The 24,791-nt window shown below is 66.5% G+C and carries 18 protein-coding genes; 11 read left to right on the top strand and 7 right to left on the bottom strand.

What is annotated here, in order from left to right; translation table 11 throughout:
• The first annotated feature begins 137 nt into the window (after positions 1 to 137).
• Complete coding sequence (locus tag EQZ23_RS04250; RefSeq protein ID WP_128453170.1) at positions 138 to 1,790, top strand: ABC transporter substrate-binding protein; 1,653 nt, start codon at positions 138 to 140, stop codon at positions 1,788 to 1,790.
• Here the strand turns inward: EQZ23_RS04250 and EQZ23_RS04245 are convergent.
• The 3 genes from EQZ23_RS04245 to EQZ23_RS04235 are packed head-to-tail and all read right to left on the bottom strand — an operon-like array spanning position 1,726 to position 5,560.
• Positions 1,726 to 3,768, bottom strand: coding sequence for an ABC transporter ATP-binding protein (locus tag EQZ23_RS04245; RefSeq protein ID WP_128453169.1), 2,043 nt, complete (start codon positions 3,766 to 3,768; stop codon positions 1,726 to 1,728). The genes EQZ23_RS04250 and EQZ23_RS04245 overlap by 65 nt on opposite strands.
• Complete coding sequence (locus EQZ23_RS04240) at positions 3,765 to 4,607, bottom strand: ABC transporter permease (RefSeq protein ID WP_128453168.1); 843 nt, start codon at positions 4,605 to 4,607, stop codon at positions 3,765 to 3,767. The genes EQZ23_RS04245 and EQZ23_RS04240 overlap by 4 nt, the downstream gene beginning before the upstream one ends.
• Entirely contained in the window at positions 4,604 to 5,560 is a 957-nt protein-coding gene (locus EQZ23_RS04235; RefSeq protein WP_128453167.1) for an ABC transporter permease, read from the bottom strand. Before EQZ23_RS04235 ends, EQZ23_RS04240 begins: the two co-directional genes overlap by 4 nt.
• 203 nt (positions 5,561 to 5,763) lie before the next feature.
• Between EQZ23_RS04235 and EQZ23_RS04230 the strand changes: the two genes are divergently transcribed.
• From EQZ23_RS04230 to EQZ23_RS04220, 3 genes are read left to right on the top strand one after another with little or no spacing between them, the layout of a single operon-like run.
• Positions 5,764 to 6,756 (top strand): phytanoyl-CoA dioxygenase family protein, encoded by a 993-nt coding sequence (locus EQZ23_RS04230; RefSeq protein ID WP_128453166.1) that lies wholly within the window; start codon positions 5,764 to 5,766, stop codon positions 6,754 to 6,756.
• Entirely contained in the window at positions 6,753 to 7,592 is an 840-nt protein-coding gene (locus EQZ23_RS04225; protein WP_164913373.1) for a class I SAM-dependent methyltransferase, read from the top strand. The genes EQZ23_RS04230 and EQZ23_RS04225 overlap by 4 nt, the downstream gene beginning before the upstream one ends.
• Positions 7,547 to 8,494 (top strand): class I SAM-dependent methyltransferase, encoded by a 948-nt coding sequence (locus EQZ23_RS04220; RefSeq protein WP_164913372.1) that lies wholly within the window; start codon positions 7,547 to 7,549, stop codon positions 8,492 to 8,494. Before EQZ23_RS04225 ends, EQZ23_RS04220 begins: the two co-directional genes overlap by 46 nt.
• Before the next feature lie 402 nt (positions 8,495 to 8,896).
• On the opposite strand, the gene EQZ23_RS04215 is transcribed toward EQZ23_RS04220, so the two are convergent.
• Positions 8,897 to 9,919 (bottom strand): N(4)-(beta-N-acetylglucosaminyl)-L-asparaginase, encoded by a 1,023-nt coding sequence (locus EQZ23_RS04215; RefSeq protein ID WP_128453164.1) that lies wholly within the window; start codon positions 9,917 to 9,919, stop codon positions 8,897 to 8,899.
• 205 nt (positions 9,920 to 10,124) lie between these two features.
• Here EQZ23_RS04215 and EQZ23_RS04210 point away from each other — a divergent pair, with 205 nt between their 5' ends.
• Positions 10,125 to 13,229, top strand: coding sequence for a TonB-dependent receptor (locus EQZ23_RS04210; protein ID WP_128453163.1), 3,105 nt, complete (start codon positions 10,125 to 10,127; stop codon positions 13,227 to 13,229).
• Between the two features lie 76 nt (positions 13,230 to 13,305).
• Here the strand turns inward: EQZ23_RS04210 and EQZ23_RS04205 are convergent, their stop codons facing one another.
• Positions 13,306 to 15,588: a UvrD-helicase domain-containing protein gene (locus EQZ23_RS04205; RefSeq protein ID WP_128453589.1), complete on the bottom strand. Its 2,283-nt coding sequence runs from the start codon at positions 15,586 to 15,588 to the stop codon at positions 13,306 to 13,308.
• Positions 15,589 to 15,698: 110 nt separating this feature from the next.
• On the opposite strand from EQZ23_RS04205, the gene EQZ23_RS04200 reads away from it, so the two are divergent.
• From EQZ23_RS04200 to EQZ23_RS04185, 4 genes are all read left to right on the top strand, one after another.
• Positions 15,699 to 16,094, top strand: a complete 396-nt coding sequence (locus tag EQZ23_RS04200) for a GFA family protein (RefSeq protein WP_128453162.1) — start codon at positions 15,699 to 15,701, stop codon at positions 16,092 to 16,094.
• Positions 16,095 to 16,320: 226 nt separating this feature from the next.
• Positions 16,321 to 16,650, top strand: coding sequence for a UrcA family protein (locus tag EQZ23_RS04195; protein ID WP_128453161.1), 330 nt, complete (start codon positions 16,321 to 16,323; stop codon positions 16,648 to 16,650).
• 291 nt (positions 16,651 to 16,941) lie between these two features.
• Positions 16,942 to 18,582, top strand: a complete 1,641-nt coding sequence (locus EQZ23_RS04190; RefSeq protein WP_240663346.1) for an inorganic phosphate transporter — start codon at positions 16,942 to 16,944, stop codon at positions 18,580 to 18,582.
• 78 nt (positions 18,583 to 18,660) lie between these two features.
• Positions 18,661 to 19,608 (top strand): hypothetical protein, encoded by a 948-nt coding sequence (locus tag EQZ23_RS04185; protein WP_128453159.1) that lies wholly within the window; start codon positions 18,661 to 18,663, stop codon positions 19,606 to 19,608.
• Here EQZ23_RS04185 and EQZ23_RS04180 read toward each other — a convergent pair.
• Entirely contained in the window at positions 19,524 to 20,756 is a 1,233-nt protein-coding gene (locus EQZ23_RS04180; RefSeq protein WP_128453158.1) for a glycosyltransferase family 4 protein, read from the bottom strand. The genes EQZ23_RS04185 and EQZ23_RS04180 overlap by 85 nt on opposite strands.
• Positions 20,757 to 20,930: 174 nt before the next feature.
• Here EQZ23_RS04180 and EQZ23_RS04175 point away from each other — a divergent pair, with 174 nt between their 5' ends.
• Together EQZ23_RS04175 and EQZ23_RS04170 are read left to right on the top strand one after the other, a co-directional pair.
• On the top strand, positions 20,931 to 22,988 hold the full coding sequence (locus EQZ23_RS04175; RefSeq protein ID WP_240663210.1) for an HAD-IIB family hydrolase: 2,058 nt from the start codon (positions 20,931 to 20,933) through the stop codon (positions 22,986 to 22,988).
• Positions 22,985 to 23,842 (top strand): galactosyltransferase-related protein, encoded by an 858-nt coding sequence (locus EQZ23_RS04170; RefSeq protein ID WP_128453156.1) that lies wholly within the window; start codon positions 22,985 to 22,987, stop codon positions 23,840 to 23,842. Before EQZ23_RS04175 ends, EQZ23_RS04170 begins: the two co-directional genes overlap by 4 nt.
• A gap of 55 nt (positions 23,843 to 23,897) precedes the next feature.
• On the opposite strand, the gene EQZ23_RS20165 is transcribed toward EQZ23_RS04170, so the two are convergent.
• Positions 23,898 to 24,341, bottom strand: coding sequence for a glycosyltransferase (locus EQZ23_RS20165; RefSeq protein WP_240663344.1), 444 nt, complete (start codon positions 24,339 to 24,341; stop codon positions 23,898 to 23,900).
• Positions 24,342 to 24,791: the final 450 nt, after the last annotated feature.

Below are 24,791 nucleotides of genomic sequence, written 5' to 3'. Positions count from 1 at the left end.
GGCACGCACGGCGAATCGCGCTACACGCAGTCTGGATATGTGCACGGTCAGGATATGGTGAGCACGCTATCTTACGGCATGCGTCGCGAAGACATTGGCGGGTTGGCTTCCTGTCTCAGCCGCAATGTACCGCCAGCGTGAGCGCCGTTCGGCTCGATCGTCTTCGCCGAGGCGCGACGTCTATAGGCAATGCCGGAATCGACGAATTTCTGTCCGGCCGCATCGACAAGCGCGAGTTTCTGCGCTGGGCAAGCGTCATGGGCGGGGCGATCCCGCTGTTCGGCACCGGTGGCTGCACCGTGCCGGGCGATGCGGTGGCAGACCGGCCGGGCGGGCTCGTGCGGGTCGGCATGCCGGTTCCCGCCGCGCGGATCGACCCGCTGACCGTCGCGGATACAGGCGGGGTCTGCATGCTGTCGCAGACGGGCGAATATCTCGCGGTGTCCGGCCCCGACCTGCGGCTCCAGCCGGTTCTGGCGACCAGCTGGGCGTCGAACGACGACGGGACCATATGGACGTTCCGAATCCGGCAGGGCGTCCGCTTTCACGACAGCCGGACGATGACCGCGGCGGACGTGGTCGCGACGTTCGACCGCCTGGCCGACCCAGCGAACGGTTCGATCGCACTGTCGGCCTTCTCCGGCGTGCTGTCCAAGGGGGGCGCGCGCGCCGTCGATGCGCAGACGGTGGCGTTCCACCTCGATGCGCCCAATGGCAGCTTCCCGTATCTGGTGTCGTCGGACAATTTCAACGCGATCATCCTGCCCGCCGATTATGCCGGGGGATTCGAGGACAGCTTTATCGGCACCGGCCCGTTCCGGCTCGAGCGGTTCACACCCAAGGTGGGCGCCGCGTTCGTCCGCAACGACGCCTATTGGGGGCCAAAGGCGCTCCCCGATCGCACGCGCTTCCTGTTCTACGACAGCCTCCAGGCGCAGGTGCTCGCGATCCAGGGGGGGCAGGTCGACGTGCTGCTGCATGTCCCGGTGCACGGGACACAGGCGTTACTTGCCGATCCGCGGCTGAACGTTCTGGCGCTGCGGTCGAGCGCGCACGAGCAACTCCACATGCGCTGCGATCGTCCGCCGTTCCACGATCCGCGCGTGCGCCGGGCGATCGCTTTGTGCCTGGACCGCGATGCGCTGGTCACCGGACTGTACGCGGGCCGGGGGACCCTGGGTAACGACAGTCCGTTCGCGCCCCTCTATGCCGCGACCGATCCGGCGGTGCCGCAACGGCGCAAGGACCTGCGCGAGGCCAAGGCGCTGCTGACGGCCGCTGGTCATCCCGATGGCTTCGCTGCGCTGCTGACGACCGAACGGTTCCAGGAGATCCCCGATTATGCGGTGGTCATCCAGAATGCGGTCAAGGCGATCGGCGTTCGCCTGACACTGAACGTTGAAGACCAGGCCGCCTATTACGGCCAGGCGACGTTCGGGCAGTCCGACTGGCTGGATTCGACTATGGGGATCGAGGATTATGCGCATCGCGGCGTGCCCAACACCATCCTCGCCGCCTCGCTGACCACGCCCGGCACCTTCAACGCCGCGCATTTCCGCAACCCCGCCTACGACCGCCTCGTCGCGGGGTATATCGCGGCGCTGGAGCCGGCGTCGCAGCGCGCGGCCGCGGGGCAAATCCAGCGGCTGTTGCTCGCCGAAACGCCGGTGGTGATGACCTGCTTCTACGACTGGCTGACCGTCACGACGAAGCGGATCGCGGGCGTCAGGCCGACGGCAATGGCGCAGCTGTTCCTGGATCGGGCGCACCCGGTGCCTGCAGCCGGCTGAGGTCTTCGACGGGGATATGGCAGCGGATCGCATGGCCGTCCCCCGCCGGCAACAATTCGGGCTCGCGTTCGCTGCAGATGGGGCCGATGCGGCGCGGGCAGCGGGCCTGGAAGACGCATCCACCGACTCCGGCGTCATGGCCCGAGACTTCGCCCTGGAGGCGGATGCGCGAACGCGGCGCGCCTTGCAGCGTCAGGCTCGATGACAGGAGCGCCTCCGTATAGGGGTGCTGTGGCGAAGCGAACACGGCCGCGGTCGGTCCGATCTCCATCAGCCGTCCGAGATACAGCACCGCCACCCGGTCGGCGAGATAGTTCACCACCGCGAGATCGTGCGAGATGAAGACGTAGCTCACATCGGTTTCGGCCTGGAGCTCGACGAGCAGGTTCAGGATCGCCGACTGGACCGACACGTCGAGCGCGGAGGTCGGCTCGTCGCAGATGACGATCCGGGGCGCTCCGGCGAAGGCGCGCGCGATGCTGACGCGTTGCTTCAGCCCGCCCGATAGCTGCGAAGGCCGGTCGTCGAGATAGGGGAGGCCTAGGCGGACGCGGTCGGCGAGCGCGCGCAGGCGCTGTTCGCGATCGTCGCGGGCCGCGCCTGCCAGTCGCATCGCCCGTCCGATCAGCCGATGGACGCTGTGGGCCCGGTTGAGCGCTAGGCCGGGGTTCTGAAAGACCATCTGGATGGACTTGAGCTGGTCGCGGCTCCGTCGGCTGGCGGTCGCGGGCAGGGGGGCGCCGTCGAGCGTGATGCGGCCCTCCGCGTCGGGCTCGGTCAGCCCTAGGATCAGCTTGGCGAGCGTGCTCTTTCCGCTGCCGGATTCGCCGACCACGCCCAGAGTCTCGCCCGCGGCGAGATCGAGATCGACGCCGCCGACCGCGTGCACCGATACGCCGTCCGTCCGATAGGTCTTGGCGAGCGAACGGGCAGTCAGGATTGCCGCTCCGGCGGCTCGCACCGGCCGTGCCGTCGTCTCGGCTTGGGCACGCGGCATGGTCGCTACGGCATCGGGGAAATGGCAGCGCGCCGACCGATCGTGGGATATCGCGGCAAGCGATGGCGCTTCGGTCAGGCACCGGTCCTGCACGATCGGGCATCGCGGCGCATAGATGCAGCCCTGCACGACCGACCCGGGCGAGGGCGGCAGGCCCGCGATCGTATCCAGTGGCCCCTGATCCTTGCGCTGCCCGTCGCGCGGCGCGCACCGCAACAGGCCCGCGGTATAGGGGTGTTTGGGGTTGGCGAAGACGTCGCCGGTGGGGCCCTCCTCGACCAGATTGCCGGCGTAGAGCACGCCGACCCGGTCGCACATCCGCGCGATCGCCGGCAGGCTGTGGCTGATGAGCAGCAGCCCCATCGACGTTTCCGTCCGCAACTGCGCCACGAGGTCGAAGATATCCGCCTCGACGGTGGCATCCAGTCCGGTCGTCGGCTCGTCGAGGATCAGCAGCGACGGCGCGATCGACAAGGCCATCGCGATCACGACGCGCTGCTGCAACCCGCCCGAAAGTTCGTGCGGATAGCTGTTGAGGACACGCTCGGGCTGGGCGATCTGCACGCGATCGAGCATGGCGTGCGCCCGCTGGCGCGCCTCGTTGCGGCCCAGCGCGAAGGCGTTTTCGAACACCTCGGTCATCTGCCGTTCGATCCGCAGCGACGGGTTGAGCGCGCGCGCGGGGTCCTGATAGACCATTGCGACGTTGCGGCTGCGCAGCCGGCGCAGCGCGTCCGGCGTCATCGCCATGAGGTCGAGCCCGTCGATCAGGATCCGCCCGCCGTCGATCCGACCGTTGCGCGCGAGATACCGCACCGCGGCGAACGCCGCGGTCGACTTGCCGCAGCCCGATTCTCCGACGAGTCCGTACGCTTCGCCCCGCGCGATATGAAGGCTGAGGTCAGCGATCACCCGCCGCGGGCGACGCTGTATGATGTAGGAGACATCGAGGTTCTCGATGCGCAGCGCGTCGTCGCTCATCGGTCGAACAGCCCCTGCAAGGCTTCGGCGACGAGAACGAAGCCGATGATCAGAGAGGCGATCGCGCCGGCGTCGAACAGCACGGTCCACCAATAGCTGCCGATCAACCCGTAATTCTCCGCGATCGCCAAGCCCCAGTCGGGCGAAGGCGGCTGGATGCCGAAGCCGAGAAAGCTGAGCGATGCGACGAAGAAGATCGCAAAGCCCAGCCGCACGGTCGTCTCGACCACGATCAGCGGCACCACATTGGGCAGGATCTCGACGAACATGATCGACCCGGCGCCGTCACCGCGCAGCCGTGCGGCGGCGATATAGTCGAGCGTCGTCTCGATCTTCACCGCGGACCGCACCGTCCGCGCGATCAGCAGCGTGAAGGTGAAGGCGATGACGAGGATGACGGACAGGTTCGACGTGCCCACCGCCGCCAGTGCGATCAGGGCGATAATGATGAGGGGGAGCGCCTGCAACGCCTCGATGACGCGACTGGCCAGCGCGTCGAACACGCCGCCGAAATAGCCCAGCGCCAGGCCGAGCACGGTCCCGGCCAGCGTGCCGAGCAGCGTCGCCGACAGCGAGACCGTCAGGATGTCGGTCGATCCGATTATGACTCGCGACAGGATATCGCGACCGAGCTGGTCGGTCCCGAACGGGTGGTCGAGCGATGGCGCGGCCAGGGTCGCCAGCAGATTGTCGGCATAGGGATCGAACGGTGCGATCCGTTCGCCGAACAGCGCGCAGGCCGTCCAGAACGTGATGATCGCGATACCGACGACCAGTCCGGGCGAACGGAGCGCGATGCGCAGCCGGTCGCCGACACCTGTTCCCGATCGTTCGGTCATGCCCGCCCTCTTGCGCCGAGTTTGGGATCGAGCATCTCGGCCAGCACGTCGCCGACGATCGCCGCGACGGTGTAGAGCATGCCGACGACCAATACGCCTGCCATCAGCATCGGAAAATCCTTCGCCTTGGCGGCGGTGTAGATCAGGCTGCCGATGCCGCGATAGTGGAACAGCGTTTCCACCACGACGAGGCCGCCCGTTAGATACCCGACCAGGCTGGCCGCGACCGTGATCGTCGGCAGCAGCGCATTGCGCAGGACATGCCGGAACAGGATGGTCCGTGGCGGCAGCCCTTTGAGGATGGCGGTGCGGGTATAGTCGGAATCGAGTGCTGCCACCGCGCCGGTCCGCGCGACGCGCGCGACATAGCCGAAATAGATGATGACCAGCGGCAGCGAGGGCAGCACGAGATAGCGCGCCTGAGTCAGCGCGTTCGCGCCGTCGGGCCAGTCGGCGGACATCGGCAGCCAGCGCAGCCAGATGCCGAAGATCAGGATCAGGACGATCGCCGAGATGAATTCCGGCACCACGCCGAGCGACTGGCCGGTGAGGATGATGACCCGGTCCTTCCAGCCGCCGACGTTGAGCGCCGCGACGACGCCGCCAAGGATGCCCAGCGGCAGGATCATGCAGAAGGCCATCGCGGCGAGCTTGAGCGAGTTGGTCAGCGCGGCCAGCACGAACGGCGCAACGGGCGCGCGGAACGTGTAGGACTCTCCCATGTCGCCGCGCACGAACCGGCTGATCCATTCCCAATATTGCACGGGAATGGCGCGATCCACGCCGATCGCATGGTTGAATAGGGCAACTGCGCGCGCATCGGCCAGCGGGCCAAGCACGGCGCGGCCGACGTCACCTGGGAGAAGCTGCCCCCCGAAGAAGACGACGAGGCTGAGGACCAGAAGCGTCACGAAGGCCAGCGGAAGACGGCGAAGGAGGGCCTGGACGATCATGCGGGGGTCTTGGCTCCTCAGGCTCATGCGCGTGGTGCCTGCTCAGCATCCCCGATGCCGCCCCCTTCGTCCAGCCGATTGCGCGAGGCAACCTGGCGACGGGATTAACCCGCGTTACTTCACGTCGTTGATGTTGCCTATCGGCGTGCCAAGCCCCGCCAAACGATTGGCCTTTGGCCGAAGCGAGGCGTAAGCGACGCGGTATGATCAATGCTCCGGATACCGTGATCGATGGCAGCGCAACCGATGTGCGGGGGGAATGGTCGGGCGACAATCAGCAATGGTGGGACTGGTATGTTTCGCTGGCCGAGAACGAGCGGTCGCTGACGCCGTTGGTCGATCTGGGCGCGCTGCCCGACATCGCCTGGCCGAACGACGATGAACTCGCGTTGGAGCTGGCGGAGCCCTATGCGTTAGATGCGGGCACGATCGAGGCGTTTCGTTTGAACGGCTTCGTGAAACTGCCCGACGTCCTGTCGCCCGGCGCGACGCTGCGTCTGCGCGCCGAACTGAAGCGCTTGCTCGAGGCTGCCTATACCGCGTCGCTGGATGGCGGGCTGGCCGACTGTTTCCTGAGCCTCGAGATGATCTGGCTGGACAACCCGCTGGTTCGGCAGTTCGTCCTGAGCCCGCGTATCGCGAAGATCTGCGCCGACCTGCTCGGCGTGAAGCGAGTGCGCCTGTATCACGACAATGTGCTGTCGAAGGAGCCCGGCTGCGGGCGAACGCCCTGGCATTACGACGATCACCATTTCCCGTTGGCCACGCAGGACGTCGTGACCGCGTGGATGGCCGCACAGTTCATTCCGGTGGTGATGGGCCCCCTGGCATTCGCGGGCCCGATCGACATCCATCGGCTGGTGGCGGACGTGCCCTTCAACAAGACCGATACCAGCTACGACAAGCATGTCGCCGAACTGTTCCGGCAGCACGAGGTCGCGATCGACGAAACCCCGTTTGCCCTGGGCACGGTAAGCTTTCATCATAATCTCAGCTTCCATACCGCCGGGCCCAACCGCACGACGCAGAGCCGCATCGTGCTCGCCAACACCTTCTTTGCCGATGGCGCGCGGATCGTTGATGATCCCACGATCGTGTCGGGGGACTGGCGAAAGTTCATGCCCGGATGCGAGCCCGGCGGGCTGGCGAATTCCGAATTAAACCCTGTGTGTTGGCCGACGGAGCAACAAGCATGACCGATAACGCCAACGATACCTATGCACGGTCGTGCGACCACTGGTCCGAGGCCGGTCGTGCGGAAATGGACGCGTTCTATACGCTCGCCACCGAGGACTATCGCCATCTGGCCGAAGCTCATGACTGGGCGGCGTGGCTGGCGGAGCATCAGCGCGCCGCGGGTGACCGATCGCTGAGGCTGCTCGACGTCGCCTGCGGATCCGGCAAGTTTCCGACCGCGCTGCGTCTGCATGCGGCGATCGAGACCGCGGACATCGTGCCGATCGCCTATGACCTGCTCGACCCCTCGGCGTTTTCGATCGCCGAGGCGCGCGCGGCGCTGGGCCCACCCTTCGTTGCGGGCGCGGAGTTCGAAACGCCGCTTCAGGACTTCGCAGTCCCGGCTGGTCCCTATGATATCGTATGGGCGACCCACGCCCTCTACGCCGTGCCGCTCGCCGAGTTGGACGCGGCGATGGAGCGCTTCGTCGCTGCGATCGGTGGCACCGGGTTTATCGCGAACGCGGCGGCCGACAGCCATTATATCCGCTTCTATCGCGCGTTCCTGGACAGTTTTCATGGCGGCGCCGGCGAGATGTACCGGACCGGCGAGGAGATCGTCGCATCGCTCCGTCGGCTGGGGGCGACCGTCACGGTGCGCGAGATCAGCTATGTGCAGAGGTCCGACGACGATGTCGTGGTCGAAGGGTATCTCCAGCGCTGCGCGTTCGACGATACGGTGTCGCTCGAGGCGATGCGTTCGACCTCGCCCATGGCCGAATATCTGAACGGGTGTCAAACCGACGGGACATGGGGATTCGCGCAGCGGGTCGCGATGATCTTCGTGACATCCTGACCCATTTCGGCCTCCCCGCGAGCGACGAGATGACGCTCGACACCGGCTGGACCCGTGCGATTGCGAGCGGGTTCACGCCGGACGCGGCCGCCGTTCGCGACCATCTGGAAACCGTCCACCGGGTCCATGCGGGCTTCACCGAATCCTGCGCGGTGACATGCGTCGATGCCGAGGGGCGCGACAGTTACGACTGGCTCGCCGATGTCATCGACGATGACGCGACGGCGAGCATCCTCGACCTTGCCTGCGGCTCCGGCGTCCTGCTGGAGCGTCTGGCGGGACGCAACGCAGACGTCCGGCTGACCGGCATGGACATGAGCGCGGACGAGTTGGCCCTTGCGCGGCGACGGCTCGGCCCGGACCGTGTCGCGCTGCATCATGGCCTGGCGCAGGATCTCGGCTTCCTTGCCGACGGTTCGGTCGACGCGGTGCTGTGCCATTGGGCGTTGACGCTGATGGACCCGGTAGCGCCCGTGCTCGCCGAGGTGGCGCGCGTCCTGGCGCCGCGCGGCGTCTTCGCCGCCATCGTCGACGGACCGATGGACATCGCCCCAGGCTATTCCGCGGTCAACGACCTGATTTCGAACCATGTCCGCCGCGCATATCCGCGATACGGCGATGTCGATCTCGGCGACCCGCGTATCCGCGACACCACCGAACTGCACGATCTCCTGCGCGGTGTTTTCCCGGGTGCTCGCGTGCGGGTAGAGTCGAACGTCGTGTCGGCAACCGCCGCCCCCGAAGCGCTCGCGCGCGAGGCATCCAGCTTTTTCTATTCGGTCTTCCTACTTGGCGAAAGCGCGCGCGCGAACCTTTTGATAGACCTTGCCGCGCTTTTCGCAGAGCAAGGTGCGCTGGCCACGTTCCATATGCCGATCAACCGGCTGCTCGTCGAACGATAACCCTATAGCGTGACGTCGTCCCCGGTCGTCCCGAATGCAGGGCATTACTGTCCTGGCCAATGCGGGCGGTCGACGTCATCGCCAGTCGCCTTAAGAATTGCCGTCGCACGACGTCAACGAATGTGCTCTTCCGGGAACCGCGGCTTGCCCTTTGCGCGACCGGAACAGGGTCTTATCGCGCGTGGGCGCGTGCTGGCTCCGGCCTTCATCCGTTGCCGCGTCAAGGGCGCCGTGTGCAAATCAGAAATGGACCGCTACCAGCAGCCGATCGATCCGGTCGGGCCTGAATGGGCGGTCATGGAGCGCGTCTTCTCGCTCGCCGACCAGCCGAGCGATTAAGCTCGACCGGTCTTGCCGCGTTTGAATTGGTATTGTCGTCGTAGCGGCTACGTTACCAGTCCGTTACGCCTTGAACAGCGATGCCGCCTTCAGCACCGTCGTCCGGCCCGCCGCATCGGTCACGGCATAGGTAAAGCCGGGCAACAGGCAGAATGCGCCGACATTGCCCTTCGGATCAAGCGCCAGGAAGCCGACCTGGACGCCGCGGATCGCGTCGCCGCGCAGCTTGGCGATATGGCGGACCACCTCTTCGCACGCCTGTTGCGCAGTGGCGCCGCCGCGCATCGAGGCGACGACGCGCGCCGAGCCTGCGACCCGCGTCACCTCCTCGCCGAGCCCGGTCGACGTTGCGCCGCCGACGCCTGCCTCGACGTACAGCCCCGACCCGACCTGTGGTGAATCCCCGACCCGCCCGCGCATCTTGAATGCCATGCCCGAGGTCGTGCAGGCGCCCGCCATGCGCCCGTCCACGGTCCGCGCCAACAGGCCGATCGTGTCGTGATCCAGTGCGCCGCCCGGCGTTCGGGCCGGCGTGAGCCCACGCACCTCGCTGTTCGCCTCGGGCTTGTACTTGGCGGTTTTCAGCCATTCACGCCACGCCTTCTCGGAGTCTGGCGTCAACAGCGACTGTTGCGGAAAACCCTGATCGCGCGCAAACCGCGTCGCGCCTTCGCCGACCAGAAGGGTGTGCGGGGTCCGTTCCATGACCCGGCGCGCGACCGAGATCGCATGCACCGTATCCTCCAGCGCCGCCACCGCACCGACGCCACCGGCATCGTCCATGATGACCGCATCGAGAGTCACATGTCCGTCGCGATCGGGATAGCCGGAATAGCCGACGCTGTGATTGGTGGGGTCCGCTTCCGGTACCATCGCGCCGGCCTCGACCGCGTCGATCAGCGATCCACCCGCCGCGAGGCGCGCGAACGTCGCCGCGTTGGCGGCGGCGCCGAAATCCCAGGTCGACAGAACGACTGCCCCCGATCGACCACCGGTCGCTGCGGCTGTGGCTTTCGAAAACGGTCCGGCAAGCGGCAACGCCCCGATCGTACCGAGACTTGCGAGCAGCGAACGGCGTGAGTTCATCGGTATTGGCCCCCATTTCACGTGATATCGCAACGGTATCGCGATGCGCCGTTGTTCGCCAGAGGCGTCACGCATTTGCAACATCTCGTCGTAAAAGTCCCATAGAGGTATTGTATAGGTATTGACGGAATAAATTATATGATCAAGCGTGCAGCCCACACGCCGGGCATGCCAATTCGCGCAATCCGGGACATTGGGGCAGGATATGAACTTCAGTCATTCGGTATCGAAGATAGCGCTAACCGGTTCGCTGATGCTGTGGGCTTTGCCCGGCGCAGCGCAGGAAATGGCGCCGGATCCCGTCACGCCGGCCCCGGCTCAGGCCCCGGCTCAGACCCCCGCTCAGACCGGCGCGACCACCCCTGCCGACGCCAAGGTCCAGGCCGATGCGGCCACCGCCACCTCCGCGGTCGGGCCGACCGACAGCGGTGCGAACGACTCGATCGTCGTCACCGGATCGCGCATCCAGCGACCGAACGCCACCTCCGCCGCGCCGATCACGTCGGTCACTGCGCAGGACATCCGCGCGCAGGCTGCGGTCAATGTCGAGGACGTGCTGAACCGCCTCCCGCAGGTCTCGCCGGACAGCCAGCAGACCTATAACGACTCCGACGGTCGCCAGCGCATCAAGCTGCGCAGCCTCGGGTTCGAGCGCACGCTGGTGTTGATCGACGGCAAGCGGCTGGGCACGCAGAACGGCCAGGACGTCGGCATCATCCCGCCGTCGCTGCTCGAGCGGGTCGACGTGCTGACCGGCGGTGCGTCGTCGGTCTACGGATCGGATGCGGTCGCTGGTGTCGTTAACTTCGTCCTGAAGAAGGATTTTGAAGGGCTTCAGATCGACGGCAACTATAATCTCTACAACCACAACAACAAGGATACGGTCGTGTCGCCGCTGGCGCGTGCGGCCGGGTTCAGCAGTCCGCGTGGCCTGACCAACGATGGCGGCCGGACGGACATCACGGTGACCGCGGGCAAGAAGCTGTTCGACGGCGCGCTGCGCATCAACGGCTTCGTGAACTACAAGCATACCGATCCGGTGCTGTTGTCGGAGCGCTCGAACTCGGGCTGCTATCTGACGCAGACGAGCCTGAACGCTCCACTGTCGTGCGGCCTGACCCCGAGCAGCTCGACGAGCGGCCTGATCACGCCGCAGACTGGCGCGAACGCCAATGCGCAATACGTCAACAACCCCAACGGGACGCGTGAATTCGTGCCGTTCGGTCCGGGTGCCGGCAACGCGTCCAACTATTTCAGCAACTATGCCTATCAGCGTCCGTCCGAGCGCGTGAACGCCGGCGGCTTCGTCAGCCTGGACATCGCGCCCGATGCCGAGCTGTACGCATCGGGTATCTGGTTCCGCGACAAGTCGTACAACAACTATCCCGCGATCGCGGGCGGCACCGTGAACGTCAACTGCAACAATCCGTTCCTGTCGGGATCGCAGGCAACCGCGATCTGCGGCGCCGCTGCTGGGACTGCCGCAAGCGCACCGATCGACCTGCGCTATCGCCTCGGCGAGGGTAACGATCAACCCGACACGTATCTGAACACCGGCGTGCGTCTGACCGGCGGCGTTCGTGGCAAGGTCGGCGACGCGTGGACCTACGACCTCGGCGGCGTCTATGCCCGTAACCATCAGGATTACACGCCGAGCTTCGTCAACGCGGCCAACCTGCAGAACGCGATCAACGTCGGTGGCACGCGTACGTCGCCAACCTGCGCCACCACCACCGATGCCGCCTGTGTTCCCTTCGACGCGTTCAGCGCGGGCAACACCAACACGGCGCTGATCGATTATCTATACGATCAGGGCACCTCGACCACGACCGGCACGCTGTACGACGTGCAGGCCAACGTGACCGGTGATCTCGGCAAATACGGCATCACGTCGCCGTTCGCCGAGCAGGGCGTGGCGATCGCGCTGGGGACGGAATACCGCAAGGATACCCTGAAATCGACGGCCGACAGCGTGTATCGCGCAGGCCTTGGCGGTACCGACACCTATCTGAAGCAGGACGTGTGGGAAGCCAATATCGAGGTGCAGGCGCCGCTCGTCGAGCACAAGCGCTTCGTCGACCTGTTGCAGGCGAACGGCGGCTACCGCGTGTCGAAGTACAGCAGCAACCCGAGCACCTTCAACACCTGGAAGATCGAGGGCATCTACGCGCCCGTCAGCGACCTGACCTTCCGCGCGTCGTTCAACAAGGCACAGCGCGCACCGACCGTGGTGGAGATCCGCCAGGCGACGAACGTCGAATTCGCCCGCGGTGGTTCGGGCACGATCAACGATTTCTGCGCCCCGACCGTCACCACCAACGCGAGCGGCGGCGTGAGCTATGGCGCGCCGATCGCCTCACGCGACGTCTGTCGCGCGACCGGCCTGTCCGACGCGCTGTACGGCAGCCCGACGCTGATCTGTCCGGGCGACGCATCGACCGGGGCTACAGGGTGCACGGTGCGCTCGGGTGGCTTCACCGCCGATCCGGAAACCGCCTACACGCAAACCTATGGCCTGATCGTGAAGCCGCGGTTCGTGCGCGGGCTGGTCTTCTCGGTCGATCGCTACAAGATCAAGATCGACGATTCGCTCGGCTATAACGATTACAGCTACTACACCGATGGCTGTCAGCGTTCGAACGGCGACGCGTTCTTCTGCCAGGGGATCGTCCGCAACCCCGGCACCGGCACGCTGTATTCGCCGGCGTCCAGCAACCCGACCACCGGGTTCATCCGCCAGGGCACGACCAACTTCTACAAGTCGATCGCGCGTGGCTATGATTTCCAGGCGCAGTACACGATGGATCTGGCCAGCATCGGCAAGGTCGATTGGAGCTTCAACGGGTCGCTGACGACGTTTGCGGGCGGGCAGGACTCGCCGGTTCAGCCGCAACGCAACTGCGCGGGCTATTACGGCAATGGTTGCGGCCAGCTGATCCCGAAATGGTCGCACGGCCTGCGCGCGACCTACACGACGGTCGACAAGGGCTTCAGCGCGTCGTTCAACTGGCGCTATGTCGGATCGCTGACCAATGCGGACAATTCGGGTGATCCGGCGATCGGCGGCACGCCCGAGCGGGAGCGGACGAGCTACTATCACGTCTCGCCGCAGAGCTATTTCGATCTCGCGCTCAACTTCGCGATCGCCAAGCAGTTCTCGCTGCGCCTGATCGCGAACAACCTGTTCGACAAGAACCCGCCGATCGTGCCGGACTCGTACAATGTCGCGCTCGCGCGCAGCAACACGATCCCGCAGCGCTACGACTCGCTCGGCCGGAACCTCGCGATCGGCACCACGATCAAGTTCTAAGCTTTACCCTCTCTCCCCCGACTGGGGCCCGTCAGCGATGGCGGGCCCTTTTTTTGTCCAGGAGGGGCGAGCGGGCTTACGGGTTGAGGGTGACGAAGCTGTCCATGACGCGCTTGCGGCCGGAGGTCTCGAAATCGATCTCCAGCTTGTTGCCTTCGATCTCGGCGATCGTGCCGTAGCCGAACTTCTGGTGGAACACGCGCATACCCAGAGACAGATCGTCCCGGCCCTTGTTACCGAGGCTGATCGCGCTTGAGCGGCTTTCGACGACGCGGGCCGGCTTCGCCGAGAAGGTGCTGCCGGTGCCCGCGGCGCGCTGCCAGCCCGGGCCGCGGCCGGTGCCGCGCGCGACGTCAGAGAAGGGGTCGGCGCGGTCGGACCAGTTGGCTTGCCACAGGCTCGCGCCACCGGACATCGTCGTCTCGGTGTCGATATGCTCGGCGGGGAGTTCGGCGACGAAGCGCGAGGGGATCGACGAATTCCACTGGCCGTAGATGCGGCGATTGGCGGCGTGGAGGATCACGGCAAGCCGCCGTGCGCGGGTGATCGCGACATAGGCGAGGCGGCGTTCCTCTTCGAGGCTCTTCACGCCGCCCTCGTCGAGCGAACGCTGCGACGGGAACAGGCCCTCTTCCCAGCCGACGCAGAACACGGTGTCGTATTCGAGGCCCTTCGCCGCATGGATGGTCATGATCGTGACCTGCGGATCCTGCGCGCCGCCCTCGTTGTCCATCACGAGGCTGACGTGTTCGAGGAACGCGCCGAGCGAGTCATATTCCTCCATCGCGCGGACGAGTTCGCTGAGGTTCTCGAGGCGGCCGGTGGCTTCGACCGATTTCTCGGCCTGGTACATCGCGGTGTAGCCGCTCTCGTCGAGCAACTGCCGGGCGAGTTCGGCGTGGGGCAGGGTGGTCGCCATGTCGCGCCAACGCGCTATGTCGCCGACCAGCCGGCCGAGCGACTTCTTCGCCGCGCCGGTCAGCTCGTCGGTGTCGAGGATGCGCGCCGCGGCGGTGGTGAGCGGAGTGCCGGTGGCGCGCGCGAGCTGGTGGATGCGCGCGACCGCCTTGTCGCCGAGGCCGCGCTTGGGGACGTTGACGATGCGTTCGAAGGCGAGGTCGTCCGCCGGCTGGTTGACGACGCGGAGGTACGCCAGCGCGTCGCGGATCTCGGCGCGTTCGTAGAAGCGGAAGCCGCCGACGATCTTGTACGGCATGCCGATCGCGATGAAGCGGTCCTCGAACTCGCGAGTCTGGTGCTGCGCGCGGACCAGAATCGCGACATCGTCGAGCGACGTGCCCGCGCGTCGGACGATGTCGATTTCCTCGCCGACCCTGCGCGCTTCCTCGGGGCCGTCCCAGACGCCGATGACCTTCACCTTCTCGCCGACGTCGCGCTCGGTCCAGAGCTGCTTGCCGAGCCGCCCGCCATTGTTGGCGATCACGCCCGATGCGGCGCCGAGGATGTGCGGCGTGCTGCGGTAATTCTGTTCGAGGCGGATGACTTTCGCGCCCGGAAAGTCGCGCTCGAACTTCAGGATGTTCTCGACCTGCGCGCCGCGCCACGAATAGATCGACTGGTCGTCGTCGCCGACGCAGGCGATGTTCTTGCGCTCCTGCGCGAGCAGCCGCAGCCAGAGATATTGGGACGAGTTGGTGTCCTGATACTCGTCGACCATGATGTATTTGAAGCGCTGCTGGTACAGACTCAGCACGTCGCGGTGCGTCTTCAGGATGACGAGCATGTGGAGCAGCAGGTCGCCGAAATCGCAGGCGTTGAGCGCGATCAAGCGGGCCTGGTATTGCTGGTACAATTCGCCGCCGCGGCCATTGGCGTAGCGCTCGCTCTCGCCCGCATCGATATCGGCGGGGACGAGGCCCTTGTTCTTCCACTGGTCGATCAGCCCGGCGAGGCTGCGCACGGGAAAGCGTTTCTCGTCGATGTCGGCGGCGAGGATCAGCTGCTTCAACAGCCGCTGCTGGTCGTCGGTGTCGAGGATCGTGAAGTTCGATTGCAGCCCGACCAGTTCGGCGTGGCGGCGCAGCATCTTGGCGGCGATCGCGTGGAAGGTGCCGAGCCACGGCATCCCCTCGACGGCGTCGCCTACCAGCCGACCGACGCGCTCGCGCATCTCGCGCGCGGCCTTGTTGGTGAAGGTGACCGACAGGATCTCCGACGGCCACGCCTTCTTCGTGAAGATCAGGTGCGCGAGCCGGGCAGTCAGCGCCGCGGTCTTGCCGGTGCCCGCGCCGGCGATGATGAGGACGGGGCCGTCAGTGGTCAGCACCGCCTCGCGCTGGGGCGGGTTGAGGCCGCGAAGATAGGGGGGCTGGCTCTGCGCGTCGGACGGTTGGGCGATCTGGTTCACCGGTGAACAGGTAGGGAACGCGGCGCAATCGGGCAAGCGGCTATGGCTTGCACCCCGCGGCGATGCCTGGAACAAATCAGGAATATTGTAAGGGGGCGGACATGCTGGCGGGACGATGTCATTGCGGAGCGATCAGCTATGTCGCGACGGCCGAGCCCGAGCATCACGTGCTGTGTCATTGCAGCGATTGTCGACGTGGCGCGGGAGCGCCGATGGTCGGCTGGATCGCGTTCAAGACAGAGCAAGTGACGATCACGGGCGATCCGGTGACGTACGAATCGTCGGGGCACGGGCGGCGACAGTTCTGCGGGCGATGCGGGACGGGGCTGTTCTATAGCAACACCGAATTTCTGCCGGGGATCATCGACGTACAGTCGTGTACGCTCGACGAGCCCGAGGCGGTGGCGCCGGGGGCGCATATCCAGGTGGCCGACCGCCTGTCGTGGATGACGGACGTCGCCGCGTTGCCGGCGTTCGAGCGGTATCCGGGGATGTAACCGAAGTCCGTCAGCGCGGAGTCGAAGACGCTATGCGGCGAATGGTGGTGGTGGCGTCGAACCGTCGCGAAAGCGTCGCGTGGGCGTCATGAAGCGCGCCTAGGGAGTGCGCAGCGACGAGGTTCGTCGTCGGAGATGCCGCATCCAGAAAGGCGTCCCGGCGCACTGGGGCCGTCGCCCGCAGGCCGAGGCCGGCGGACCGCAGGACCATTTGAGGAACATCATCATGAAGCTTTTCATCAGCGTCGCTTCGGCGGCGATCGTCGGCGCGTGCCTGTTCTCGGCGGGCGCATCGGCCAGTTCCGTGCGTGAACCGGTGTCGGTGCGCGTGTCGCGTGCCGGGCTGGATCTAACCAGCGACGCCGGGCGGACCGCGTTCCAGCGCCGCCTGCGTTCGGCAATCGCCAGTGCCTGCCAGCCGCGTGCCGGCGGCCTCGACGCGTTCGCCGATGCGCACCAGTGCCGTGAGGAAATGACCGCGGACGCCCGCGTTAAGCTGGCCGCGCTGCTCGGGCGCGACGGCACGCAGCTCGCCAGTATCGGTGCGGTGCGCTGAACCGATACGGGACGGCACGCTTGCCGCTCCGCGTCGGACCCAACGATCCTCCCCCGCAAGGGGGAGGTGGCGCCGGAGGTGACGGAGGGGGAGGACACGCAACCGGCGTGCCGTTTACCGCCCCCTCCGTCTGGCAAGTGCCAGCCACCTCCCCCTGGCGGGGGAGGATTGATCGGAAGCTTCGGCCCAAATCAGGCACGACCGGCGCCTGATTTACATCTGTCATAAGATTGTCATCGTAAGGGCCGACTGCACATTCCCATGGCTACTTCCACCTTTGCACCCGACGCGATGACGGCCGATTCGGGCGCATCGACCGCGCCCCGCGCGACAGGCCCGAAACTCGATCATGCGCTGCATCCGGCCGGGCGCTGGCTGTTTCTAGCCGTGCTGATCGGCGGGCTTGCCTATGCCGGGTTCAGCATCGCCTTCGACACCGCGCAGGTCGGCGAAAACCTGGCGGGCGGGGCGTTCGCGTTTCTCGCCCTCGCCTTGCTGATCGCGCTCGGGTTCGAGTTCGTGAACGGGTTCCATGACACCGCCAACGCGGTCGCCACCGTCATCTACACGCATTCGATGCCCGCGCCGCTGGCGGTGGTCTGGTCGGGGTTCTTCAATTTCCTCGGCGTGATGCTGTCGTCGGGCGCGGTGGCGTATTCGATCGTCACGCTGTTGCCGGTCGACCTGATCCTGAACGTCGGCAGCGTCGGCGGGTTCGCGATGATCTTCGCGCTGCTACTGGCCGCGATCGTGTGGAACCTAGCGACCTGGGCGGTCGGGCTGCCCAATTCGTCGAGTCACGCGCTGATCGGCTCGATTCTCGGTGTCGGGCTCGCCAACCAGCTTATCAGCGGCGGCGGGGCGGACGGCACCTCGGGCGTCGACATGGCGCAGGTCTGGAAGGTTCTCTCCGCGCTCGCGTTCAGCCCGGTCGTCGGGTTCGTCGGCGCGCTCCTGCTGCTGCTGGTGATGAAGCGCTTCCTGCGTGACAAGAAGCTGTACGAGGCACCCGAGGGCCAGACGCCACCGCCGCGCGGCATCCGGGCGCTGCTGATCGGCACCTGCACCGCGGTCAGCTTTGCGCACGGCAGCAACGACGGGCAGAAGGGCATGGGGCTGATCATGCTCATCCTGATCGGTTGCGCGCCGACCGCCTATGCGCTCAACCGGACGATGCCCGAGAGCGCGACGCCGGCCTTCGTCCAGGCGGCGCGGGCGGCATCGACGGCGTATGTCGCACATGCCAATGGCGCACCCGCCACGGTCGGCGCGGCCCGAACCACGGTCACGCAGGCGCTGAAGTCGAAGCGTGTCGCGGACCCCGTCGTTTACGGCGCACTCGCGACGCTGTCGGACGACGTGTCGAGCCGGATCGCGGGCTATGGCTCGCTCGGCAAGGTGCCGGCCGCGGCGACGCCGAACCTGCGCAACGACATGTACCTCGTGCTCGATACGACCAAGCTGATCGCCGCCGACAAGGCCGCGCAAGGGCGGTTCACGGCGCAGGAGATCACCACGCTGAAGGACTATAGCGGCAAGCTCGAACAGGGGACGCGCTATATCCCGACCTGGGTGAAGATCACCGTCGCGCTGGCGCTGGGGCTGGGGACGATGGTCGGGTGGAAGCGGATCGTCGTCACCGTCGGCGAGCGGATCGGCAAGACGCACCTGACCTACGGCATGGGCGCGTCGGCGGAGCTGGTCGCGGCGGCGACGATCCTGCTGGCGGTGAATTTCGGCATGCCGGTATCGACCACGCACATCCTGTCTTCGGGCGTTGCAGGCGCGAGCGTCGCCAACGGCGCCGGGCTGCAGCGGCGCACGGTGATGAACATGGCACTGGCCTGGGTCATGACGCTGCCGGTGGCGATGCTGTTGTCGGGCGGACTGTACTGGCTGTTGCTGACGCTGGCGCATTCGCTGGGGTATTGAGCGTTCTAAAATCCTCCCCTTTGAGGGGAGGATTAGGGTCGGGGGAACTCGTAGCCCGCGTGATGGGTTGCCGGACCCATGCGATTACGATGCTCGATCTGCGGAAACTGGGACTGGCTCGCGTACTACGACTGGTTCGAGTGCAGCCATTGCCGGCTGATGGTGCGCGACGTGCACGAGGTCGGCGACGTGGCACGCGACCTCGTCGCACGCTTAAAAACCGGAACAATCGATCTGGAGCGCGATCCGGCCGAGCGCTGGACGCTCGATCCGGCAGGATCGCGCAACGCCGCATGGCGGTTCGGGTTCGAAGTCGAACCGATCGCCGTCTCGCACGACGAGGTCCGGTTCCCGCCCGACTATCGGCCCGCGCGCGCGTATTCGACCGCCGCGACGACAATGCCACACGACATAGGCCTCGGTATCATGGCGCGCTCCGCCGATGCGGCGGACATCGTCGAGATCGCGACCGACCTTCGCGACGCATTTGCCCGGATCGTCATACTGCTCGACGGCACGGCGACCGAAGCCGGCGAAATCGCCGCACGCCTGCCGTGGGTCGAGGTCGCCCACCACCCGCTCGCAGGCGATTTCGCCGCGCAACGCAACCGCCTCCAAAACATGATGCAGACCCGCTGGGTGCTTCAGATCGATACCGACGAACGCCCTGACGCCGCGTTGCTCGGCGCTCTGGGCTGGCTGGTCGCGGCGGCGGATCGCGACGGGCTGCGCTCGCTCGGCTTGCCGCGCCGCAACCTCGTCGACGGCGTGCAGTCCGCATCCTATCCCGACATCCAGTACCGCCTCAACCGCAGCGACATCCGCTTCGCCGGGCGCGTCCATGAGCGCCCGGTCGTACCGTTCGTCGAGAGTTCGCTGGCGCTGGCCGGTGCGCTCGAACACCGGCTCGACGGCGAGCGGGTGCGCGAACGGACGCGGATCTACGAGGCGATGTCGACCGGCGCGGGCAGGCCGGAGGACGAAGGATTGCTGCTCGCCGCCTTCGATCCCGTGGCGGTGCGATAGACCGCGATCGTCTGTGCAGCGAGCGTGTCGCGCGTGAACATCCCCGCGGCGCGACGGCTCGCGGCGGCATGGTGCGCCCGCAGCACCGGGTCCTCGATAAGTCGCTGGATCTGCGTCGCCAGATCGTCCCCCGTGCACGTCTTGGCGAGCAATCCCGCATCGCTCTCGCCGATGAACAGCCGCGCGCTGGGATCCTCGGCGCACGCGACGACGGGGCGGCCGAACATCATCGCCTCCTGATACACCAGCCCGAAACTTTCGTACCGCGACGGCGCGACGATCACGTGCGCGGCCTCCATCATGTCGTGCAGCGCGGCTTCGTCGACGCGGTGGTGGCAGGTGAGGCGGGCGCGAGCCGAAGCGGGGATCGCGCCGATGTCCTCCGCACGCACGCCGACGATCGTCAGCCGGAAATCCCGCATTCCCGCATCTGCGCGACGCGACAGGATGCGGAGCGCCATGATCAACGCGTCGAAGCCCTTGCGGTGCTCGTCGCGGCCGACGAACAGCAGTTCGATCGGTTCGCCGACCGGATAGGGTGCTGCCGTGCCGCGGGCGACGACCTCCGGGGGCAGGCTGAGGCCGATCACCGCGTGTCGTGCGCCTTCGCCCGGCGCCGCCACGCCGTACAGTGCCGCGATCTTCTCTCCGTGGAGCTGCGTGTTCGAGATCAGCGCCTTGCTGAAGCGCGCGGCGATTCGCTCCGCCAGCATCGCGACGCGCCGATCGAACCGGTCGCGCAGGCTCGTCACCGTCTCCGCCGAGGTTGCCGCCGGCGTCGAGTTGCGGGTCACCAGCAGGGCTGGGCCAGCAAGCGCGATCGCCAGACCCGGCGCATACCAGTTGGTTGCCTCGACCATGTCGAACGGCGCGCGGCGGTGCTCGCGCGCCACCGCGTGGCGGAATGCGAATGGCGCCACGAAATGTCCGATCCCTGCGACCTTCCGCAACCCCGCGACCAAGGACCCTTCACGCAGGCCGCACCCGATGACGGAAACCCGGCCGTCACGCTTGTCTTCGCGTCGATCCATCGTGAAGACACAGACGTCGTGTCCGGATTCCGCCAGCGATTGCGCAATTTCCCGTGCTGCGCGCGTGAGCCCGCTTTTTTCAGGGGGATAGGCCCAGGTGAGTAGAGCGATCCTCACAACACGCAGCGCCAAGTCAAACAGCGCGCGCAATAGAACGTACTAATCTGCGTCAATACAGAGGTTTCGAGTGTCATCCGCCCGGAACTCGGCAACCCCGCGGGGGGTTCCTTGGGCGAATTAAAGATGAACGGGGGAAGGGTGTTCGTACTTCATATCGCGTTGCAGGGATGTTTGCGCGCAACCGACGTTGAATACGGAATCACCGCCGATACCGGTGGCCATATCCGCTATCTGCTCGATCTGGTGGCCGCCAGCGGCTGCAATCCGGCGATCGACCGAATGGAAATCGTCACCCGCGCGTTCCGCCATGCCGCGTACGACGAATGCTATGCCGAGCCGGTCGAGACGATCGATGGCACCACGCGGATCGTCCGCCTGCCGACCGCATCCGATGCCTATCTGGTCAAGGAAGACCTGTGGACCGAGCATGACAGCTTGGTCGAGGCGCTTGTCGCGCACATCGCCACGCTCGACCGTGCGCCGGACGTCATGCACGCGCATTACGCCGATGCCGGGCTGATCGCGGCGCGCGTCTCGGCACGTACCGGCATTCCCTATGTCTTCACCGCGCACTCGCTCGGCCGCGTGAAACTTGCGGCATTTGACCGCGACTGTGCCGAGACCGCCGGGCTCGACCGGCGGATCGCGATCGAGGAAGAGGCGATTGCCGGCGCAGCGGCGATCATCGCCTCGTCGCGCGACGAAGCCGAAGTCCAATATGCGGATTATGCGAACTACGATCCCGGCAGGATTCGCGTGTTCGCGCCCGGCAGCGACTTGAAGCAGTTCGCAAACTCTCGCACCGACGCGGGTGTCGATGCACTGATCGACCGGTTCCTCGACGATCCCGAAAAGCCGGTGATCCTGGCCATCGCAAGGCCGGTAACCAAGAAGAACCTCGCCGCGCTGGTTCATGCCTATGGCCGCTCGCCCGCGTTGCAGGCCGCGGCGAACCTCGTGATCCTAGCGGGAACGCGCGACGATAGCGCAACGCTGGAGCCCGAGATCCGCGACAACATCGCCGAACTGTTGCAGCTGATCGACCGCTACGACCTGTACGGCAACGTGGCGTATCCCAAGCAGCATCGCCCAGACGATATCGCCGCGGTGTACGCCCATGCCCGCACCCGGCGTGGCGTGTTCGTCAATCCGGCGCTCAACGAACCGTTCGGGCTGACACTGCTCGAAGCGGCAGCGAGCGGTCTTCCGGTGGTCGCGACCGACAGTGGCGGGCCGAACGACATCGTCGAGACCTGCGGCAACGGCATCCTCGTCGATCCGCGCTCTGAGGCTGCGATCACCGATGCGATCCTCAAGATCCTCGACGATCCCACGCTCTGGTCGCGATATTCGGCGGCGGGATCGGTGGCGATCCGGGCCTATGACTGGGATCGCCACGTGCAGCTCTATACGGGGCTGCTCGAAGAGGTCGTCAGCGCGTCGGCATTGCCCATCGTCGAGCGCGAACCGGCATTGCTGCTCGTGTCGGACATCGACGGAACGCTGATCGGCTGCGCGCAAGGTGTCGACGATTTCACGGCGTGGCACGCGGCGCAAACCGACGTCGCGTTCGCGATCGCCACCGGACGCAGCTTCCACAGCGCGATGGCAGTGCTCGGCCAGCACGACGCACCGCGCCCGGAGATCCTGATCACCTCGGTCGGCTCGGAGATCTATTACCGGACGATGCGCGGCGCGGTGTACGATCGCGACACCGAATGGGACGGCATCATCGCCGCCGGCTGGGACCGCGAGGCGGTCGCTGCGCTGATCGGCCAATATGCCGGACTGACCCCGCAAAGTCCGCTCGAGCAACGCCGGTTCAAGCTGAGCTATTTCGCGGACGGCGACATCGCGGCGGCTGAACGCGTCCGTGCGTTGCTGGCGGAGCACGGGCACAGCTGCTCGATCATCCAGAGCCACGGCCGCTATCTCGACGTCCTGCCGCATGCGGCGTCGAAGGGCACCGCAGTCGAGCATATCCGCCGGCGCCTCGGCCTCGAACCGCGCCAGGTGATCGTCGCGGGCGATAGCGGCAACGATATCGAGATGCTGCGCTCGTCGCGCCACGCGATCATCGTCGGCAACTACTCCGACGGGCTCGGCACCCGCGCCGACTTGGCGCACGGCTATGTCGCCGTCGGTCATCACGCGCGCGGCGTAATTGAGGGCGTGGCCTATTTCCGTGCCGCGACCGGATACGGCGAACGGATCAAGAAAGCGTCGTGAGCGTCAGCGTCCTGACGCTGGTCCGGGGCCGCCGCGCGCATCTCGTCAACCTGCTCGCGGGCCTGAGCGCATCGACGCGCAAGCCGGACGAGCTGGTCGTGGCCTATATGCAGGACGTGCCGCACGCCGACCTGCCGCAGACCGACTTTCCGGTTCGTGCGGTGTTCGTCGCGGGTGACGAGATGCCGCTCGCCGCAGCCCGCAATCGTGCAGCGGCCGGGGCGGTGGGCGAGCAGTTGATTTTCCTCGACGTCGATTGCGTTCCTTCGCCGACGCTGGTCGAGCGGTATGCAGAGACGGCAGAATGGCCGGGCGGCATTCGGCTCGGCGAAGTGCTGTATCTCCCCGCCGACGCGTTGGTGGGCGGGATGGATTTCGTCGCGCTCGATCGGATCGGCGTGCGTCACTCGGCCAAGCCCCCGATCGCGGCCGACGAAATCCGGCCGACGCCCAACCACGGCGAACTCTGGGGCCTGTCGTTCGCCCTCTCCGCGGCGGACTGGGCGCGGGCCGGGGGGATGGACGAGCGCTATGTCGGCTATGGCGGTGAGGAAACCGACTTCGCCGCCCGACTGGAGCGCGCCGACGTGCCGATGTGGTGGATCGGCGGCGCCCGCGCCTATCACCAGCATCACGTCGTCCACACCCCCGCATACCAGCATTTCGACGCGATCATCCGCAACGCCCGGTTGTTTCGCACGACCTGGGGCCGCTGGTGCATGGACTATTGGCTCGGACACTTCGCCGATAGCGGCTTGGTCGCTTGGGATGCGGACACGATCACCGTGTTGCGGCGGCCGACCGCGGACGAGATCGCTGCGTCGAGAATGCCGCCGGAGACGTTGTTCAGCTGAAGCATCATAGGCGCACCGCTACAGCTCGGACGCCCGAGGCTGGGCCGCGTACGCCCTAGCCTGCTGCCCACAGAGAAACCGCCAGCCCCTCGAGATAATCCGCCGCCACCTTTGCCGCGTCGTCGTCGTACAGCCGGGCCAGCGCCTCCGGATCGAGTGCCTTGGCCGCGTCGAGGATCCCCCGCCACGGTGCCAGCGCGCCCGGCCAAGCTGGCAGCGCCACCGCCGCATCCAGTTCCGCCAGCCGTTCCGCCTTGCGCGTCTGCTCGCCGAAATACCGCCATTCGGGCGCACAGACATACGGCCGCCCGACGCGCGCGATCTCGTGCACCGTGTTGTCGCCCGCCGACGCGATCACCACGTCGGCCGCGGCGATGTGGTCGGTCACGCCCGGCACCCAGCCCAGCTCGACCAGATTGCCGAAATCGGTCTCGTGCCCCTCACGGTGGACCGGCCCCAGCACCAGCCACAGCGCATCGGGCACCGCCCGTGCCGCCATCGTGAGCGGCGCATAGGGCGTGCCCGCACCCCCACCGCCGGTCAGCACGACGATGATTTCCTTATCGGGATCGAGCCCGAGTTTCGCCCGCGCCTCCGCCTTGGTCGGCACCGGATCGAGCGTCGTGCAGAGGCCTCCCGCGTAGCACGTCTTCGCGCGCACCCAGTCGGGCGTGTCGCCTTGTTCCAGCGCCTCGCCGAACGGTGCGAGCAGCCCGACGCTGGCCTGATACGCGCCGAGGTGACCCGGATCGAGCCGGTCGCCGTGCATGCGGATGCTGATCGCCGGCACGCTCGCGATCCGGGCGAGCAGCGCGATCTCGGCGGAGACGTCGACCACGAACAGCGCCGGATCGACGTCGTCGAGGTGATCGACGATCGTCCGCATCGTCGCCCGCGTCTTTGCCACGCCGAGCGGAACGCAGTGCATCACCTCGGGCGTCGCCTGCGC

Source organism: Sphingomonas sp. UV9 (assembly GCF_004101245.1).
Classification (GTDB): Bacteria; Pseudomonadota; Alphaproteobacteria; order Sphingomonadales; family Sphingomonadaceae; genus Sphingomonas.
This window is presented reverse-complemented; position numbering and strand designations above follow the sequence as displayed.

Coding starts and splice junctions, on each gene's coding strand:
- EQZ23_RS20165 (WP_240663344.1), bottom strand. CDS start 24,341: ATGGCGGCACGGGCGGTGCCCGATGCGCTGTGGCTGGTGCTGGGGCCG.
- EQZ23_RS04200 (WP_128453162.1), top strand. CDS start 15,699: ATGCTGGCGGGACGATGTCATTGCGGAGCGATCAGCTATGTCGCGACG.
- EQZ23_RS04195 (WP_128453161.1), top strand. CDS start 16,321: ATGAAGCTTTTCATCAGCGTCGCTTCGGCGGCGATCGTCGGCGCGTGC.
- EQZ23_RS04225 (WP_164913373.1), top strand. CDS start 6,753: ATGACCGATAACGCCAACGATACCTATGCACGGTCGTGCGACCACTGG.
- EQZ23_RS04230 (WP_128453166.1), top strand. CDS start 5,764: ATGATCAATGCTCCGGATACCGTGATCGATGGCAGCGCAACCGATGTG.
- EQZ23_RS04220 (WP_164913372.1), top strand. CDS start 7,547: ATGGGGATTCGCGCAGCGGGTCGCGATGATCTTCGTGACATCCTGACC.
- EQZ23_RS04245 (WP_128453169.1), bottom strand. CDS start 3,768: ATGAGCGACGACGCGCTGCGCATCGAGAACCTCGATGTCTCCTACATC.
- EQZ23_RS04235 (WP_128453167.1), bottom strand. CDS start 5,560: ATGATCGTCCAGGCCCTCCTTCGCCGTCTTCCGCTGGCCTTCGTGACG.
- EQZ23_RS04240 (WP_128453168.1), bottom strand. CDS start 4,607: ATGACCGAACGATCGGGAACAGGTGTCGGCGACCGGCTGCGCATCGCG.
- EQZ23_RS04190 (WP_240663346.1), top strand. CDS start 16,942: ATGACGGCCGATTCGGGCGCATCGACCGCGCCCCGCGCGACAGGCCCG.
- EQZ23_RS04185 (WP_128453159.1), top strand. CDS start 18,661: ATGCGATTACGATGCTCGATCTGCGGAAACTGGGACTGGCTCGCGTAC.
- EQZ23_RS04215 (WP_128453164.1), bottom strand. CDS start 9,919: ATGAACTCACGCCGTTCGCTGCTCGCAAGTCTCGGTACGATCGGGGCG.
- EQZ23_RS04210 (WP_128453163.1), top strand. CDS start 10,125: ATGAACTTCAGTCATTCGGTATCGAAGATAGCGCTAACCGGTTCGCTG.